Here is a 16,834-nt window from a genome sequence, read left to right as displayed (position 1 = left end):
AGGATTGTTTTGAGACAACTATGTAAAGAATAGGAGTACGTAATGGAAATTAGTTCATCAGGTGCTGGTTCACTAGCTCAGATTGCGCCCACTCAAACTGGCTCTGCACAGCAGATCAATCGAGCTGAGCAACAAGCTTCGTTAGAAACCCCAGCAACACAAGAAAGTCAGTCATCTTCTAACTCGCAAGACCAGCGAGTAGGCTCTTTCGTTGATGTAAGTGTCTAAGAACATCAATCAAAAAAAACCGAGTTAATTAACTCGGTTTTTTTATATGTAAATTTAGTTGTTAGCACCTTAACTAAGGACGAACATATTGCATACGTTTACCCGTTTGTAATTGTAAATAACGGTCTCTAAGTTTACTTTGCCTAGAGTGCATTTCGATAATTTCTCCCGCAATCAACACCAGTTCAGCAGATTCAGTTACTTCAAGAGGGTCACCAGTCCAAATAACTACATCAGCATGTTTTCCAACCTCGAGGCTGCCCAATTTATCATCGATACCATAAAGCTTGGCTACGTTGATAGTTAAAGCCGCGAGACCTTGGTTCCAACTTAATCCATTAGCCACAGCATTACCTGCATGTTGTCTTGCCAAGCGAATATTATGAGTCTCCATGCCAATGCTCACTTTGACACCGGCAGCGGCTAATCGACCCGCATTTTTCAAGGTTGAACCTAACTGATCAAAACCAAAGGGTAAGTTTGCTTCGGGATCAAGGATCACTGGGATATTGTTGTCTGCCAACTCTTTGGCGACTCGCCAACCTTCAGTTGCATAGGTAATGACAATATTCAATTGTGGTTGGCGTTGCTTTAAAGCAATAACCTGACGAATATCAGCAGCTCTGCGGGCATCCACTAAAAGTGGTATTTCGCCCTTAACAACAGGTACTAGTGCCGCAATATCAGCTCTACTTAATTCCCCATGCCATTCATCGCTTGGTGTCAGCGATTTACCAATTGCAAACTTAGCTTCAGCCAATGCTTTTTCGAGACTGACCCACAGTACACTCCGAGATCCTCCCATGGTATCAGCACCGCTGTTGCCTACTCTAGTGCTGATAAATGCTCTTGCTTGGATCACCGGTTCGCTCACATCACCTAAAGAAATCAAAGCTCCTTGACCACTAAAAAGTTGCCCAGTACTCCCCATTGAAGTGGCGGCAGTTGTGACGCCTTCAATCCGGGCAATGGCCATTAGCGACGAATCAGGATTGATGGCATAAGAGACATCGAACGCCGCGCCAGTTTTAGAAATACTGGTCAGACTAGAATTACTATCATTTGTGCCTCCAGAAAAGCCTACATCAACTAATCCTAAGGTAGTGCTTGCACCGATCAAACCGGGCGTTACCACTTTACCTTTTGCGTCAATAATTTCGTATCCAGCTAACGCAGGCTCTCCTTCCATGATTTTTTGGATCTTGCCATCCTTTATAAGCACAGTGGCATTCTCAAGTGTTCCTTGCGAAGACATGGTGTAAACTTTAGCCCCCACGATGGCTATATTTTTGGCATCAACAATGTGAGTTAACAACATACTGCCAAGCAATGAATATATAATCAGTTTGTTCATTTGCTGTCTCCTTCACCAGGTTGTCCTAGCTCAAAATCACTCACCGGCCACGATGCCGGATCATGACGGTCATAAATCAGTGCTCCATCTAAATAGACATGCTCTGCTTGAGCATAGGTTGAGAAGGGATCGGCTGACCAAATTACCACATCAGCATTCTTGCCTTTTTCCAAAGAGCCTGTTTGTTCGAATATGCCCAAAGACTTAGCAGGGTTAGCTGATAACCACTGCCACGCCTCTGCCTGGCTAATATCGATACCCGCTCTACGACCATTAGCCCACGCTTTAGCCGCTTCTTGATTTAATCTTTGGATACCTAAATCACTATCGGAGTGCACTATCGCGCAAGCTTTGGCGGCATGAACCATTGGTATATTTTCTTGAATGCCGTCATAAGCTTCAAATTTAAAACCCCACCAATCGGCCCACATTGCTGAGCAAACCCCTGCCTGTGCTAATTGATCAGCTATTTTATAAGACTCAACTGCATGATGAAACGCCGCTATTTTGTAATTAAACTCTTTCATTACATCCAGCATAGTGCCCATATCGTCAGCACGATAACAATGCATATGCACTAAAATATCTCCCTTTAAAGCCAAAGATAAAGTTTCAAGTTTAAGGTCACGTTTAGGCACTTTAGCGTCTTTTTTACCTAATTCATGATCAACATAATATTTATCCCACGTGCGCTGATAATCCTGTGCATCAGCCCAAGCTTGTCTATAGCCAGCCACGTTACCCATTCTTGTAGAAGGTCCACCTTTTTTGCCATACACTCTTTTAGGGTTTTCGCCGCAGGCCATCTTCATACCATAAGGGGCATCAGGAAATTTCATATCTTGAACGGTTGTACCCGGCAAATTTTTGACTGTCACGCCTCGCCCTCCAACTAAATTTGCAGAGCCTGGAAGAATTTGCATAACAGTAATGCCACCTGATAGCGCTCGTTGAAAGCCAGCATCTTGTGGCCAAATAGAATGTTCAGCCCAGACTTCTGCTGTTACAGGGTTAGTTGCTTCATTACCATCAGAATGTGCAGTTCCGCCAGGAGCGGGATACACACCTAAGTGGCTATGCACGTCAATAATACCAGGGGTAACCCATTTACCTTTAGCATTAACAATTACGCCACTATCAGGTAAAGATAAATCGTTACCGATCGCCACAATTTTACCATTTTGCAGCAATACCGCACTGTCCTTAAAAAGACCACCTATACCGTCTAAAATAGTTGCATTAGTGATTAAAACACTATGACTGGGAATAGGTTGGTAAGTACTTGGAAAAGGATTTTGATTGATCTTAAATGCTGGTTCTTTGGCTTTATCTTTGCCTGAACAACCCGCTAAAACCAAGAAACCTGCAGCCGCGGCTAATTTGAAAAGTTGTTGCCTATTATTCAAGTTCTTCATTTTTTTCCCTGTAATCATGACTGTATTGTTGTGAAGCAATAAACTAAAACTAGGTAATTAAGTTACCCTAAACATATATGTAAGGTTTTACTAGGATTGGATTTGCTGCAAAATTTCATCTGCGCTCTTTAATGCTCGAATACGCATAAACAAAGCCTCAGCTTCTGGATATTGACGACTCAAATAACCTAACCATTGCTTCACACGGTTAGGATAATATTTGCCTTTGTCACCAAACAGTTCGTAGCCAGAATATCGAACCAACAGACCCTTGACTTGTTCCCACGGCATATGTGCCTTATGATTTTTAATCACCTGAGCCAGGTTTGGCATAGCCAAAGCACCACGACCTAACATGATGTTTTCGCATTGTGATTGGCGCTGGCAATTGAGTGCATCATGGTTGTTCCATATTTCACCATTGGCCACGATAGGGATATCGACATATTGCTTTATTTTGGCAATCCAGTCCCAGTATGCTGGGGGCTTATAACCATCAACTTTTGTTCTAGCGTGAATAACTAGCGAATCAGCTCCCGCGTCAGCAATGGCCTGTGCGTTGGCTATTGCCAAAGACGTATCATCAAACCCCAAACGCATCTTTACACTCACAGTGTGTTCTTTTGGAACAGCTTGGCGCACGACACTGACTATGTTGTAGATAGTTTCAGGCTCACGCAGTAATATCGCACCACCTTTGCTCTTATTAACGGTTTTAGCAGGGCAGCCAAAGTTAAGATCAACGCCATGAGAGCCAAGTTCAATGGCGCGGTAAGCATTTTCAGCTAACCAGTGTGCATGTTGACCTAATAGCTGGACTTTAACGGGCACTCCACTAGGTGTGCAACCTTGATTATTGAGTTCAGGACACATTCTGTAAAACACACGTTTGGGCATGAGTTGATCGACAATTCTCATAAACTCAGTCACACATAAATCAAACCCACCCACTTGGGTCAACATGTCGCGCATCAGATGATCAACCACTCCTTCCATAGGGGCTAGAGTAATATGCACTAAAGCGACCTAGGTTGAGTTCTTTCTCGCTTACGTGAGGCACATTCCTGCACAATATCAAGTTGCTGTTTTACAGTTGCAGTGCCCCAAATTAATATTTCATCTATCATTCTAAAACATCCCAAACACATATCTTTGTCATTAAGACAGCAGTTTTGGATACAAGGGGATTGGACAGTTGATGGTGTATTGGTCATGACTTATTCATTCAAAATAGGTTACTAGTATTCTATCAATAAGCTTGAAGGAAGACCAAATTTTGCTTAGCAACCATCTCTGCAAACGTGTTTATATGTTATGCAGATGTGAATCTTTACCCGTTAGTAGTCAGATCAGAGAGGTAATCTACTTACCTGCTTCACAGTTTTTCAAAACCTACTATTTTGAAACTCTAATATGCTGCAGTGCAAGTCGCCTCATATAGACATCAAGTTTTTATTGTAGATGTAGTTAAACATTATCTATATTAAATAATTACCCTTTTGCTTCCATTTTGCTGACAGCTAATTCATCTCTACCAGCACTTACTAATTCGTATTCAATAGTACGCATCGGTGCAGGGCATTTGTAAGCCAATATTTAATACCAAAACCCAATCCAATATATTAAATATTTACCAACTACTGTGACGAAATAGACTTTTCTCACAAATCAAAAGAATTTTGAGATATGCCCCTGTAACAAGAATATTTGACATAACAAATATAGCCTTAAACTAAATAACATGAAAAGCTCTATGTTTAATTAACAACATAAAATTCATAATACATATTCGATTAATTTAGGCTAAGGGAGCTAATAATGTATTTAAAATGTCATCAGTTAAACTTAAGTTTCCTTGACTGACTTCTTCAGACAATAACGCATTGGCTAGCTCTGCTTTTTTATTTTGTATCTCAAGAATTTTTTCTTCGATAGAATTTTCAATTATTAACTTGTATACAAACACGGGTTTATCTTGACCTATACGGTAAGCACGATCGGTAGCTTGGTTTTCCACTGCGGGGTTCCACCAAGGATCAAAATGGATCACTGTATCGGCAGCAGTTAAGTTCAAACCTACCCCCCCAGCTTTTAAGCTAATTAAGAATACAGGTACTTTTCCAGACTGGAATTGTTCAACTATTTCTTGGCGGTTCCTACTGCTACCTGTGAGCTTCACATAAGGTATATCGCTGGCTACCAACTCTGTTTCTATTAATGCCAACATACTGGTGAACTGAGAAAAAATAAGTACATTTCTTCCCTCTTCAACCAACTCAGGCAAGGTCTCCATAAGAAACTCTAACTTAGCCGATTGTTTAATAGACTTGGCGCTAGGTAAAGATAATAGCTGAGGGTGATTACACACCTGACGCAATTTTAATAATGCATCTAGAATTTCAATTTGGCTGCGCTGCAAACCCTTTGCTGCAATGATTTCTTTTAAACGAGTATCCATAGTTAAGCGCACAGACTCATATAATTCCGCCTGTTTACCCTCAATTTTTAACGTTTGTATAATAATCGTCTTTTCTGGCAATTCTTTAGCAATCAAGGTTTTGCTACGGCGTAATATAAAGGGTTTTATACGTTGGTTAAGCAAAACCTTACGCTCATGATCATTATGTTTTTCAATAGGCGTCTTAAACAAACGAGTAAACTGTTGATAACCCGCTAAAAAACCTGGTAGTAAAAAATTAAATTGAGCCCAAAATTCACCGAGGTGGTTTTCCATTGGTGTGCCTGTCAAACACAACTTATGCTGGGCCTTGAGTGTCAACATTGCTTTGTAGAGCTTTGTTTTTGGATTTTTAATATAATGTGCTTCGTCTAGAATTAAGTAGTAGTAAACATGCTGCTGATGCACCTCAGTGTCTTTTAAAACTAGAGGATAACTGGTGATCACAATGTCGTATTGCTCCAACTGCTCAAAATGTTCTTGCCGCTTGGCTCCATTAATCACAATATATGACAAGTCAGGTGTAAATTTATCTATTTCTTTGGCCCAATTAAATAGCACACTGGTAGGCGCAACAATTAAACTTGGTCCGTTCAACCGACCTTGCTCTTTCTCAAGTAACAAATGACTAAGTGTTTGAATTGTTTTACCTAAGCCCATATCGTCAGCCAAAATACCATTTAGCTCATATTCACGTAAAAACTGTAACCAATTTAATCCTTGATGTTGATATTCTCGTAATTCAGCAAGTAATAATTTAGGGATAGGAGCAGCTTGGATCGCGCTAAAGTTTCGTAATTTCTCAGCCAAATGCCGTAATTTATTCGCACCTTTGTTGATAATCCCTTGATTATCCAATTCGCTTAAAGTTTGATGACTCTGAAAACGAGACAACTGCATCGTGCCATCGTCTTGCAAAACACCTGGCATCAGTAACTCGACAAATTGTTTCAGTAAAGGCCGAATACTTTGATAACGCAGCGCAATGAATTTACCAGCAGAAAGATCAACAAATACCTTTTCATCACTATCGATGTAGGTTTCGTCATTTAGTAGAATATCTTTAGGCAACTGCTCTAATGCACTAAGTAATATAGGAAAAGCAGGCACACTCTGACCATCAATATTTAAGTTTAAACCGATGGAGAAAAAATCATGACCCTCATCTTGTTCCACATTGGCATCAAATACACTATCAGTATCTAACTCTTGATAATGAAAGCTTGTATCGTACTCTATTTGCCATCCCTGCTTTTTCAGCTGTGGCAGCTGATTATGTAAGAACGATAAATTAAGATGCCGTCCTTGCAAGGTCATCATAAATCCTCCCTCGAAGCCCTTATATGACGTACTAAATTGCGACTGAGAAATAAAATTCCAAGTTTTAAGCGACTCTACTATCATTTTTTCAAAAGCAAAATCACGATAAATGCTGTCTTCAGTCCCTTCACTGGATAATTTATGTTTATTATTCAGAGGGCTCATAAGTTGCCCATGATAAGCAAATAACAACGAGAGTTGAGTGTTATAAGCCTGGTTTTTGCTTGGCGTAGAAAGACGTATGTGCGGGACTGGACGGGCTAAAACAAACTCTTTTTTAAGTATAGGTTTTGGTAATTTTCGAGCTAAATCACCCAAAGTCATATCTAGTTTACTCAATACCCAAGGCATTTTTTCTTCAGAAAATGCTGGGCTATGTAAGAATTGAACATCAAACTCACTATTCAAGTCCGTTTCAACCAAGCCTAAATGGTTAGTTTTAGTGTTGTAGTAACTAATTGGCTGCGACTTTATCAATACGGTGTCAGTATTAGCATCTTCTAGGACCAAGGTGAGCTTGTGAACAGTGCTGCGCTTTTGCCACTGCCACCTTGCTTTTAGAGGCTCGCCTAAAGAAATGGGATGATTTAAATCCGCGTTATCCCGCCAGAAACATCGTCCGGTACTGACCAATAAATGTAATACTTTATATAGTTTAATATCACTTGAGTAATGCTGGCTTCTGATCACAGAACTAATAATCTGCACATCTTGATCGTCAACAAACGGCTGTTTAATTAGATAACTATCTAAATTTTCGTAAGTAAGGGTTCGGCTCCATCCACCACTTTTTTTCAAACTAGAACTTTTAACTGCCAACTGTAAATAGTCATCTGGTAAAGAGTTATTCTGATTAAGAAAATACAACAGCGCTTTTTTTTGCTGAAAAATTAGAGGTTCTTGAGATGAAAAATTATTTAGCCATTCTTGAATTGAGTTGTTAGATGCCGAACTAACATGCATACGTTCCAAATAGTGATGAGCCAATGCAGCGGCATGTTTGCAATCGTATTTAAGGTAACAATTACAATATGCCTGAGCTTTGCCCCTACTCTCATCATATTCAAAACGTGTCAGGTATGTCTCGCTTCGATTAGACTCACTTTTGACGGAACCTCTTAATACTTGCTCATTCAAGGCAGCGCTGACCACAGAGCTCGATTGATGAAGTCTTAACCCTTTTGCCCAGGTTTGTTTGCTTAAAGCTGCTTGCAAATTAGTTTTGTTAAACATATAAAAATCGTGTACCTAATGCTAAGTTTATTGGCTAAATTGTTTTAGCTAAGTGAGGAAACCACAGATAAGATAAATCATATGGGCTATTTTTGTAACCTTCTATTTTTTAGATTCTTTGATAATCAGGCTTTGGCGATGGCTCACACACATTTTAATACTTGGGCCAGCTCCTTATAGTTTCCTCATCTAATAACATTCATTACTGCCATGCGATTTTAAATCAGATCCCTAAAGGCTTACGCTCTCAAACTATTGACTTCACATCAAGTCATTCAATTGAGGAAAATAAATATTTACCCCTTACAGCCTGAGAAGTTTTCAATTGACTGATGCCTACTAGCAAGAAAATTACCTAAGCAAACATCTTAGAATGGACGAAGCAAGGCTTCTAAAGTCCAGTTTTACTCTCCTAAATTCACTTAGCAATTAGACACAGGTATTGTGATTACTCCGCCATTTTTTGGCTGCTTTATTACCCGCTTTATTGCCCACTTTAACATCTAATTTTTGACTGTTATAAAAAACAGGTTGGACAAGTGTGATTTTGTTTGAAAAACATAAACGTTTACTACGTTAGATAATGTTGCGAGCAACGCATTGTATTAAAATGCATAAGCATTTATCTCGCCACTCCTTTATAATCATCTTAATTTCAAAGCCAACGATTAAAACAAGGCTTAAACATACATGTTTGAACAATTAGAACTAGACGATGATCTGATCCATGCTGTAACGGATTTAGGTTACAAAGAGCCCACCAGTATTCAATCTCTGGTCATCCCGCAAGCTATGAATGGCAAAGATATATTAGCTTCTGCCCCTACAGGCACAGGTAAAACGGCTGCATTTTTATTACCTGCTTGCCAGTTTTTGTTAGATTACCCCAGACGCCAACCGGGTTCGACGCGAATTTTGATCCTTACCCCTACCCGCGAATTAGCCCTACAAATTTTTGAGCAAGCTAAAGCGATTAGTAAATATGTGCCACATATCACATGTGGTGTAATAACGGGTGGCATTAACTATGGTACCGACCATGATTTATTGGATCAAAATCTTGATATTTTAGTCGCCACACCTGGCCGTTTATTTGATCATATAGAAAAAGAAAGTTTTGATTGTCGTGATATCGAATGTTTAATTTTAGATGAAGCTGACCGTATGTTGGATATGGGTTTTTCTCCTATTGTAAACCAAATTGCTGCAGAAGCGCGCTGGCGTAAACAAACGATGTTGTTTTCAGCCACCCTTGAAGGAAACGGTATTGCCCGTTTTTCTGATGAGTTACTCAACGATCCTGTTGAATTAGAAGCTGATTCAAGCAGAAAAGAGAAAGGTATTATTCATCAGTGGATACATCTGGCAGATAATGCAAATCATAAACTAGAATTACTAATACACATTTTAAGTACACAAGTAGAAACAGCCATCGTTTTTGTTAAAACTCGTGAACGCTTGGCGACGTTGGTCGGCCAGCTACAATCGGTCGATATTGACTGTGTATGGTTACAGGGTGAAATGCCCCAAGATAAACGCAATACAGCTATGGAACGTTTTCGTACAGGCGACGTAAAAATATTGATTGCCACTGACGTAGCAGCCCGTGGCATTGATGTAGAAAATATCAGCCACGTCATTAATTACGATATGCCGCGCACAGCCGATACATATGTGCATCGTATCGGTCGCACGGGTCGTGCGGGTAATAAAGGCACAGCAATTTCCATTGTTGAAGCTCACGATATTGGCGTAGTACCCAAAATTGAACGCTATACCGAACAAGTACTAAAACGCAGAGTAATTGCAGCGTTGCGTCCCGTTAATAAAGAAGCTAAACCACCGACTAAGAAAAAAATTAGTAATAAGACAAAAAAAGCAGTTATCAAAGCCAAACGTACTGCCAAAATCAAAAAGCGTAAAAATAAAGGTCGAGGCAAAAAGACGCCTTAACCTTACGCTATTGGAGCCGTGTGTTAAGCATCTTGGCGAATTTCAACTAAATTGAAATTTGCTTGGGTGTCACCTATCACCATGATCTTGCAGCGCCCCCAACTTTTAGGAATTTTCCACTCAGTCTCTTCCGCAACGGTGTATTTTTCTCTTTTATTGGCACAACGCAGTTCTACTGTATCTAATGTGCCAATGATATCGCTAAAGATAAAACGATTACGACTAAGAGAATGCCACCAATCACCGTTGTTACCTATTTCTCCTTTAATAACAATAAAGTCTTCGCTTTTTAGGACCTGTCTAGCTTGAATGGCATATTTTTCTAATACCTTAACCTTTTTTTCGCTATCAGGACGTTGCCTAATGTGTGCAAATGTCTGCAAAGCATCAGAAAATAACGATGCTTTTATTTCCAAAATAAACTTTTGATGTAACAGATAAAGGTAATACTGATCACCAACATGCTCATTACTTTTATTAGAAAAAATGGCTCGTCTGAGACTGCTTAATTGAGAACTGTCATAACCTTGTGCTTTTTCAATTTCAGACTTCAGCATCCAAAACCATGTGTCTTCGTAGCTATTCCAAATTTTACCCTCACCCATTTGGGTAATAAGTTGTTCAGCTAAAACGATATTATCTGCTCTTAATGCCTCATCCACATTTTTATACTCCCTAACAAATCGTTTTCTTCCACCCTTTGGTCCTCTATCTAATATAAAATCCAATTGCACACTATTACGACACTGTTCGATTTTTTCTCCGTTACGGATAGCAGGGGAATATTGCCATTGTTTAATAGCTCTCAGACTCGCTTTCTCAAAACCACGAATGCCAGATGAGTCTTCAATAACAGGATCAACCACTGCACCATTTTCATCTACAACAAAACTTAGCTTTACCCATCCTTCATTACCATTTCGGGCCGCCTTGGTTGGGAATTTAGGTGGAACACGTTCGATAGGTTTGGCGGGAATAATACTTTCTACCAATTCAACACTGGATGATGAGTCAGGTTGTGCGATTAAACCACACGAAAATAATGATAAAACGAGCACAGATAATTTCATTTTACATCCTTAAAAAGTGATATTATATGGCAAATTTTTATGGGCTAATAATAGAATTGTTATAATCGATTACAAGCATAGAAGCCGAATGTATTGGCTGAATCAAGCAACATTGTAATAATCATAAAAGGATAACATGTGAGTAAAAAAATAATCCTTGCTTCGGGTAACAAAGGTAAAGTTAAAGAACTTGCAGGACTGTTGTCAGGTTTAGGTATTGAAGTATTACCACAAAGTCATTTTGATGTAATTGAAGTAGCCGAAACAGGCACCACTTTTGTTGAAAATGCGATTATTAAAGCACGTCATGCTGCTAAGCAAACAGGTTTACCCGCTATTGCTGATGACTCCGGCTTGGCAGTGAATGCCCTTGGTGGCGAACCTGGCGTTTATTCTGCCCGTTATTCGGGAGACCAATCAACAGATAAAAGTAATATTATCAAGTTACTTAATGCCATGGCGGATGTTCCAAAAGATAAACGCCAAGCCAAGTTCTTATGTGTATTAGTGTATATGCGACACGCTGATGATCCCACGCCTATTATTTGTCAAGGTGAATGGTGTGGCGAGATCACGACTGTGCAGCAAGGTGAAAATGGCTTTGGTTACGACCCTATATTTTGGGTTAAAGAACAAAATTGTAGTTCCGCCCAATTGTCACCCGAACAAAAAAATATGTTAAGTCACCGCGGTAAGGCTTTAAAATTGCTGTTAGCTCAACTTCAAAATCAAAATCAAAATCAAAATCAAATAGGTTAAAGACTTGTCACAACCACTTTCACTAAAGCTGCCGCCTCTTTCGTTATATATTCATATTCCATGGTGTGTACAAAAATGTCCTTATTGCGATTTTAATTCTCACGGGCAAAAAGGTCAGGTTTTGCCTGAATCTGAATATGTCAGCCACCTGTTAGATGACTTGACTGAAGATGCTAAATTGGTAGGCGACAGAGCTATCCACAGTATTTTTATTGGTGGCGGCACACCGAGTTTGTTTTCAGCACAAGCAATCCAGACTCTTTTAGACGGTGTGAAAAAACGAGTCAATTTGTTGGTAGATGCTGAAATTACTATGGAAGCCAATCCTGGCACAGTAGAAAGCCAGCGCTTTGCTGATTATGTCAAAGCAGGCATTACGCGTATATCTATAGGTGTACAAAGTTTTCAGCCAGAAAAACTGGCCGCCCTAGGGCGTATTCATGACGAAAATCAAGCACTCAATGCGGTGAAACTAGCCAAGAACATAGACCTGAATAGTTTTAATCTAGACCTGATGCATGGCTTGCCTAAACAATCATTAGAAGATGCTATGTTTGATTTAAACAGCGCCATAACACAACAACCACCTCACTTATCTTGGTATCAGCTCACCATTGAACCCAATACCCAGTTTCATTCCAAACCGCCTAAATTACCAGAGGATGAGCTGTTGTGGGATATTCAAGAACGAGGTGATGAGTTACTCAAGCAAGCAGGATTTGAACAATACGAGATATCCGCATACAGTCAAGTTGGGCAACAATGTCAGCATAATTTAAATTATTGGCGTTTTGGTGATTATTTAGGCATCGGTTGTGGCGCACATGGTAAAATCACACTAGCTAATAAAAATCAGATCGTCCGCACAGTTAAAGTCAAACATCCTAAGGGTTATATGGATCTAACTCGTAGTTATATGAGTGATAAAAAAGTAGTACCCAGCGAAGATTTACCGTTTGAATTTTTTATGAATCGTTTTCGTTTATTGGAGCCATGCCCTAAGTCGGATTATTCAGATTTTACTGGTTTGGCCATGGATGACGGCACCAAAAAAAATCTACAAATCGCTTTAAATCGTGGGCTATTGGTTGAATCAGCGGATGAATGGCGAGTTACGCAACTAGGTAGACGTTATCTAAATACGTTATTAGAAATGATGGTATAGGTAATAGTAGGGTATTTTTAGCACTATTTATTGGCATATTTTATTGGCATATTTTATTGGCATGTTTTATTGGCATGTTTTATTGGCATATTAAATAGGTTATTTCTCTAGATAGGCATTAGTGCCCGTTAACAACACATTGTAAGGTTTAATCTCTTTAATTGAGGCTCTGAGCCTATCTTCAGCCTTATCCAACTCTTTAAATTTATTACAAAACCACTGGGCCTTAAGCTTTAGAGTTTGAGCTTTTGGACCTACAACTTGATTAATTTCTCCACCCATTGTTTCTAACTGATTTGCAATTGCAGCAATTTTCTCTTCGCTACCTTCATTGGCGACTAACCCTCCAATAGCGGATAAGATGCCACCTACAGAGGTGCTCATTGCTTCTTCTAATTGTTCTTCAAGTTCACTGTCAACTAGATCATTAACTTGCTCCAGACTTCCGGGGCCCATGTAAAAATTGTCATTAGCACGAATAAACTTCTCTTTAACACTCATCCGCACACGTTCGAGAGATTTTTGGAGCTTTTTCTGACTTTCATTATCTTTGACTAAACCACTATATACTTGCTCTATAGTTTCTACAGCGAGTTCTACACCTTCGTTTGCCAACAATATCATTTTAGGAACCACTTGATGGATGCCGATGGACAACTCAGAAAGCTTACGCTCTTGGTGCTCATCCAGGTCGATCCATTCACCTTGAACAATAAGCTGTGCAGGGTGGTTAATTTGGTAAACCGTTCGTCCACCGTACCCTATCACTCTGATCTGTTGTTCGCTCACTACAACACCGTAACCAAGTGACACCTCACAATCGTTGCCAGCATGAACAGTAAAATTTAATAACAAAAAAACAATAACTAATAAACGCATAAACACATTTCATTGCTTGAAGAGTTTTATTTTGCCTTTAAACACAATAATTGCAATACAAGATCAGATAAGACAGACAAAACCTAGGTTAGTTTACAGTTCTAAATAGGCGGATAAAAACAAATAACGTTTTATCTTTAAAAGAATTACGACTAGAAAAACCCAATTATCTATATAAGTTCAGTATCAACAATAGAAGAATGAGAAATCCAATAATCATTAGAAGAAGTACCCAAATAAAAATTAGCCATCAACCGAAGTAGTAGCTTGACCAATATGTAATATAGATAACAGTTCATTGTGTTTAGGTAGGCACCATTCCTTCAATCGCATAAACCTTTAGAGTGAACTGGAGCTTCGAGGTTTTCTATCTTAAGGTCAATCCTAGATCCGAAATGAAGTTTGTAGTCCGCTTTAAATACACAATAGTTAAGAAGTGATATTAGACGGTTATCAAAGTGAATAACCGTCATTAGAATGGCTATGATAATACGATTAACGCCAAAATTTTAGCCTATAAGTCATCTCACTGAGTAAACCTAAATGCAATTGGCTAAACGTCTTGCTACATATACATGTAACAGCTAACGATAATGGTGCAATACACTCAGACCAACCCAAAGATCTAAACGTATCTGATAAACCAAATAAACCCATCCTATCTGTTGCAACTTAAGGACAAACTTTCAGCCCGAAAGATCACCCAGCTTATTAGGCTAAGTGGATGCGAGTAGTCCCTCTGATGGAGTAGACTCAAACAACTCACCGACTAAAATGATGTTAACCTACAGCAAGTAACAAAATTATGGGAAAAATATGTGAGGTTACAGACTAGTAGCTTTCACACCAGTAACTTAGCTGTTAGGCAACGCTAGTTGGTTTCTTTCAACATAACTATCCACCAGTTTTAATATCTTCTAAATGGTACTTTTCAATAAGAGAATACAAAGTAGGTCGAGTGACACCTAAGAGCTCAGCAGTTTTAGACATATTATGTTCTGCCACTAGAAAAGCGTTTCGAATTGCCCGGCTTTCAGCATGTTCTCTGACTTCTCGTAAATTAAGTGTGTCGATACTGGGACTGTCATCTCGTAACAATAATCCTAAATCTTCAGGATGAATATGGCTACCTTCGGCCATTATCACTGCAGATTTTAGTTTATTTTGAAGTTCACGAATATTGCCTGGCCATTTATATTGCTTCATGGCTTTAATAGCAGAATCACTGAAACCTTTAAGATTAGTTTTAAATTCATCATTGTATTGTGCTAAGAATGTCTTTGCTAATAACACTACATCATTGTCGCGCTCTCTAAGTGGTGGGATTGTGATACTAATCTCACCCACTCTGTAGAATAAATCTTCACGAAAAGTTTGCTCTGCGACCATGGATGGAATATCTCTATGGGTGGCACAAATCACCCTAATATTTACCGGTATTTCAGAACGCCCCCCTACACGCTCAATGACGCGTTCTTGCAAAAACCGCAGCATTTTAGCTTGTAAACCAATAGGCATATCACCAATTTCGTCCAAAAATAGGGTACCGTCTTGGGCAGTTTCGATTTTACCAGGTGTGGTTTTATTGGCCCCAGTAAATGCACCTTTTTCATAGCCAAAAAGCTCACTTTCTAGTAAATTTTCGGGAATTGAGGCACAGTTAATAGCAACAAAAGCCTTATCTTTACGCAAACTATGCTCATGAATACTGCGGGCAAATACTTCTTTACCTGTCCCGCTTTCACCAAGCAATAGGGTGCTAATATCAGTTTGCGAGATACGCTCCGCTTTTCTACTGGCGGCTAACAGACCTTCACTTTGACCAATTATCTTGTCCATCGAAGGTGCTACTTTTGCCAAATGGCGATTTTCCATTTCCAAATCAAAAAGATTAATGGCACGGCTGACTAATATTTGAATCGTGTCAGAGTCGATTGGTTTTTGGTAAAAATCGTAAGCACCTAAATTTACAGCCTTGAGTGCATTTATTTTGTCATTATTAGCGGTTACTACTATAACTTTGGTCTGTGGTGCCAAAGCTAAAATCTCTTCTAGGGTGGCTAATCCCTCACTAGCATTACTTGCATCCGGAGGTAAACCTAAATCTAGCGTCACAACTTTAGGTTCAAAACGCCTTAATTGCGCGATTGCTGAGACTCGGTCTTCCGCAAAAATAACCTCGTAACCTGAAAAACTCCACTTAAGTTGTTTTTGTATCCCTAAATCGTCATCAACGACCAGTATCTTATCCATATGTCAAAATCCTTTGAATTAACTAATTAGTTGGAATTCTTAATGTAAAAACAGTGCCTTTATTTAGTTCGCTTTGAACCAGTAACTGGCCACCTATTTTGTCTAAATAAGACTTAGCATCAAACGCTCCTATGCCCATACCAGCGTTGCCCTTAGTCGTATCAAAAGGCTTGAATAAACGGTTACCAATAAAATCTTCGCTCATACCGCTGCCTGTATCTACAATATTGATCAGCATATGTTTATTATCCTCAGAAAGTTCAATTATTATATCAACATTTCCATCATCAGCAGTAGCTTGTTGAGCATTACTCACTAAATGATAAATAACATTACATAATTTTTCTTTATCTAACACTACAGGGGTTTCACTATTGATTATGACATTAGCCAAGGGTAAGAAGGATGCGCACCTTTGCTCAACAACTTGCTTTACACTTTGGGATAGGCTAACTAGGCTATCAGCACCATCTTGGGTGGCATTTTTTTCAGTCAATTGAAGCAACATCTTATCCATTCTAGCCTTAGTATGCTTTAAAGTTTCGAACGTATCCTCAATAAACTCAGGATTATCTTTATGTTGCTCTGAATTGGATAAGATGAGGTCAATTTGTGCCATTACATTTTTTAAATCGTGAACAATAAAAGCAGACATACGTGTAAAAGCTGCAAATTGCGCGTTTTCAGCTAGTTCTTGAGCAGCTTGATGATGGAACAAGAAGTTGGAAACTTGTGCATTCACTGCAG

13 protein-coding genes are annotated in these 16,834 nt (G+C 39.2%); 4 read left to right on the top strand and 9 right to left on the bottom strand.

Going from position 1 to position 16,834, the window contains the following annotated elements; genetic code table 11:
* Positions 1-42: 42 nt before the first annotated feature.
* Positions 43-228, top strand: a complete 186-nt coding sequence (locus tag QZ562_RS13455) for a hypothetical protein (RefSeq protein WP_293760950.1) — start codon at positions 43-45, stop codon at positions 226-228.
* Between the two features lie 73 nt (positions 229-301).
* Here QZ562_RS13455 and QZ562_RS13450 read toward each other — a convergent pair whose 3' ends face one another.
* From QZ562_RS13450 to QZ562_RS13430, 5 genes are all read right to left on the bottom strand, one after another.
* Complete coding sequence (locus QZ562_RS13450; RefSeq protein ID WP_293760948.1) at positions 302-1,582, bottom strand: amidohydrolase family protein; 1,281 nt, start codon at positions 1,580-1,582, stop codon at positions 302-304.
* Positions 1,579-2,997 carry an amidohydrolase gene (locus QZ562_RS13445; protein WP_293760946.1) on the bottom strand — a complete coding sequence of 473 codons (1,419 nt, stop codon included), beginning with the start codon at positions 2,995-2,997 and terminating at the stop codon, positions 1,579-1,581. Before QZ562_RS13445 ends, QZ562_RS13450 begins: the two co-directional genes overlap by 4 nt.
* 90 nt (positions 2,998-3,087) lie before the next feature.
* A complete protein-coding gene (locus QZ562_RS13440; protein WP_293760944.1) occupies positions 3,088-4,014 on the bottom strand; it encodes a tRNA-dihydrouridine synthase in 927 nt (308 codons plus the stop codon).
* On the bottom strand, positions 4,014-4,211 hold the full coding sequence (locus QZ562_RS13435; RefSeq protein ID WP_293760941.1) for a DUF1289 domain-containing protein: 198 nt from the start codon (positions 4,209-4,211) through the stop codon (positions 4,014-4,016). Before QZ562_RS13435 ends, QZ562_RS13440 begins: the two co-directional genes overlap by 1 nt.
* Positions 4,212-4,795: 584 nt before the next feature.
* Positions 4,796-8,008 (bottom strand): DEAD/DEAH box helicase, encoded by a 3,213-nt coding sequence (locus QZ562_RS13430; protein ID WP_293760939.1) that lies wholly within the window; start codon positions 8,006-8,008, stop codon positions 4,796-4,798.
* Between the two features lie 690 nt (positions 8,009-8,698).
* On the opposite strand from QZ562_RS13430, the gene srmB reads away from it, so the two are divergent.
* Positions 8,699-9,961 (top strand): ATP-dependent RNA helicase SrmB, encoded by a 1,263-nt coding sequence (gene srmB / locus QZ562_RS13425; protein ID WP_293760937.1) that lies wholly within the window; start codon positions 8,699-8,701, stop codon positions 9,959-9,961.
* Positions 9,962-9,984: 23 nt separating this feature from the next.
* Here srmB and QZ562_RS13420 read toward each other — a convergent pair whose 3' ends face one another.
* A complete protein-coding gene (locus QZ562_RS13420; RefSeq protein WP_293760934.1) occupies positions 9,985-11,031 on the bottom strand; it encodes an energy transducer TonB in 1,047 nt (348 codons plus the stop codon).
* Between the two features lie 138 nt (positions 11,032-11,169).
* On the opposite strand from QZ562_RS13420, the gene QZ562_RS13415 reads away from it, so the two are divergent.
* On the top strand, positions 11,170-11,790 hold the full coding sequence (locus QZ562_RS13415; protein WP_293760931.1) for an XTP/dITP diphosphatase: 621 nt from the start codon (positions 11,170-11,172) through the stop codon (positions 11,788-11,790).
* Between the two features lie 4 nt (positions 11,791-11,794).
* Positions 11,795-12,955 (top strand): radical SAM family heme chaperone HemW, encoded by a 1,161-nt coding sequence (gene hemW, locus QZ562_RS13410; protein WP_293760928.1) that lies wholly within the window; start codon positions 11,795-11,797, stop codon positions 12,953-12,955.
* Positions 12,956-13,054: 99 nt separating this feature from the next.
* Here the strand turns inward: hemW and QZ562_RS13405 are convergent, their stop codons facing one another.
* The 3 genes from QZ562_RS13405 to QZ562_RS13395 all read right to left on the bottom strand — a co-directional run.
* Positions 13,055-13,834 (bottom strand): YggN family protein, encoded by a 780-nt coding sequence (locus QZ562_RS13405; protein ID WP_293760925.1) that lies wholly within the window; start codon positions 13,832-13,834, stop codon positions 13,055-13,057.
* Positions 13,835-14,728: 894 nt separating this feature from the next.
* Positions 14,729-16,087, bottom strand: a complete 1,359-nt coding sequence (gene prsR, locus QZ562_RS13400; protein ID WP_293760922.1) for a PEP-CTERM-box response regulator transcription factor — start codon at positions 16,085-16,087, stop codon at positions 14,729-14,731.
* Between the two features lie 22 nt (positions 16,088-16,109).
* Positions 16,110-16,834, bottom strand: a 725-nt coding sequence (locus QZ562_RS13395) for an ATP-binding protein (RefSeq protein WP_293760919.1), incomplete at its 5' end; no start/stop codon positions are given.

The organism is uncultured Paraglaciecola sp., from assembly GCF_913058035.1.
Lineage (GTDB): Bacteria > Pseudomonadota > Gammaproteobacteria > Enterobacterales > Alteromonadaceae > Paraglaciecola.
The sequence above is the reverse complement of the archived record's forward strand: the minus strand, read 5'-3'. Positions and strand labels throughout refer to the sequence as shown.

Coding starts and splice junctions, on each gene's coding strand:
- QZ562_RS13420 (WP_293760934.1), bottom strand. CDS start 11,031: ATGAAATTATCTGTGCTCGTTTTATCATTATTTTCGTGTGGTTTAATC.
- QZ562_RS13445 (WP_293760946.1), bottom strand. CDS start 2,997: ATGAAGAACTTGAATAATAGGCAACAACTTTTCAAATTAGCCGCGGCT.
- QZ562_RS13405 (WP_293760925.1), bottom strand. CDS start 13,834: ATGCGTTTATTAGTTATTGTTTTTTTGTTATTAAATTTTACTGTTCAT.
- QZ562_RS13450 (WP_293760948.1), bottom strand. CDS start 1,582: ATGAACAAACTGATTATATATTCATTGCTTGGCAGTATGTTGTTAACT.
- QZ562_RS13430 (WP_293760939.1), bottom strand. CDS start 8,008: ATGTTTAACAAAACTAATTTGCAAGCAGCTTTAAGCAAACAAACCTGG.
- srmB (WP_293760937.1), top strand. CDS start 8,699: ATGTTTGAACAATTAGAACTAGACGATGATCTGATCCATGCTGTAACG.
- QZ562_RS13435 (WP_293760941.1), bottom strand. CDS start 4,211: ATGACCAATACACCATCAACTGTCCAATCCCCTTGTATCCAAAACTGC.
- QZ562_RS13455 (WP_293760950.1), top strand. CDS start 43: ATGGAAATTAGTTCATCAGGTGCTGGTTCACTAGCTCAGATTGCGCCC.
- prsR (WP_293760922.1), bottom strand. CDS start 16,087: ATGGATAAGATACTGGTCGTTGATGACGATTTAGGGATACAAAAACAA.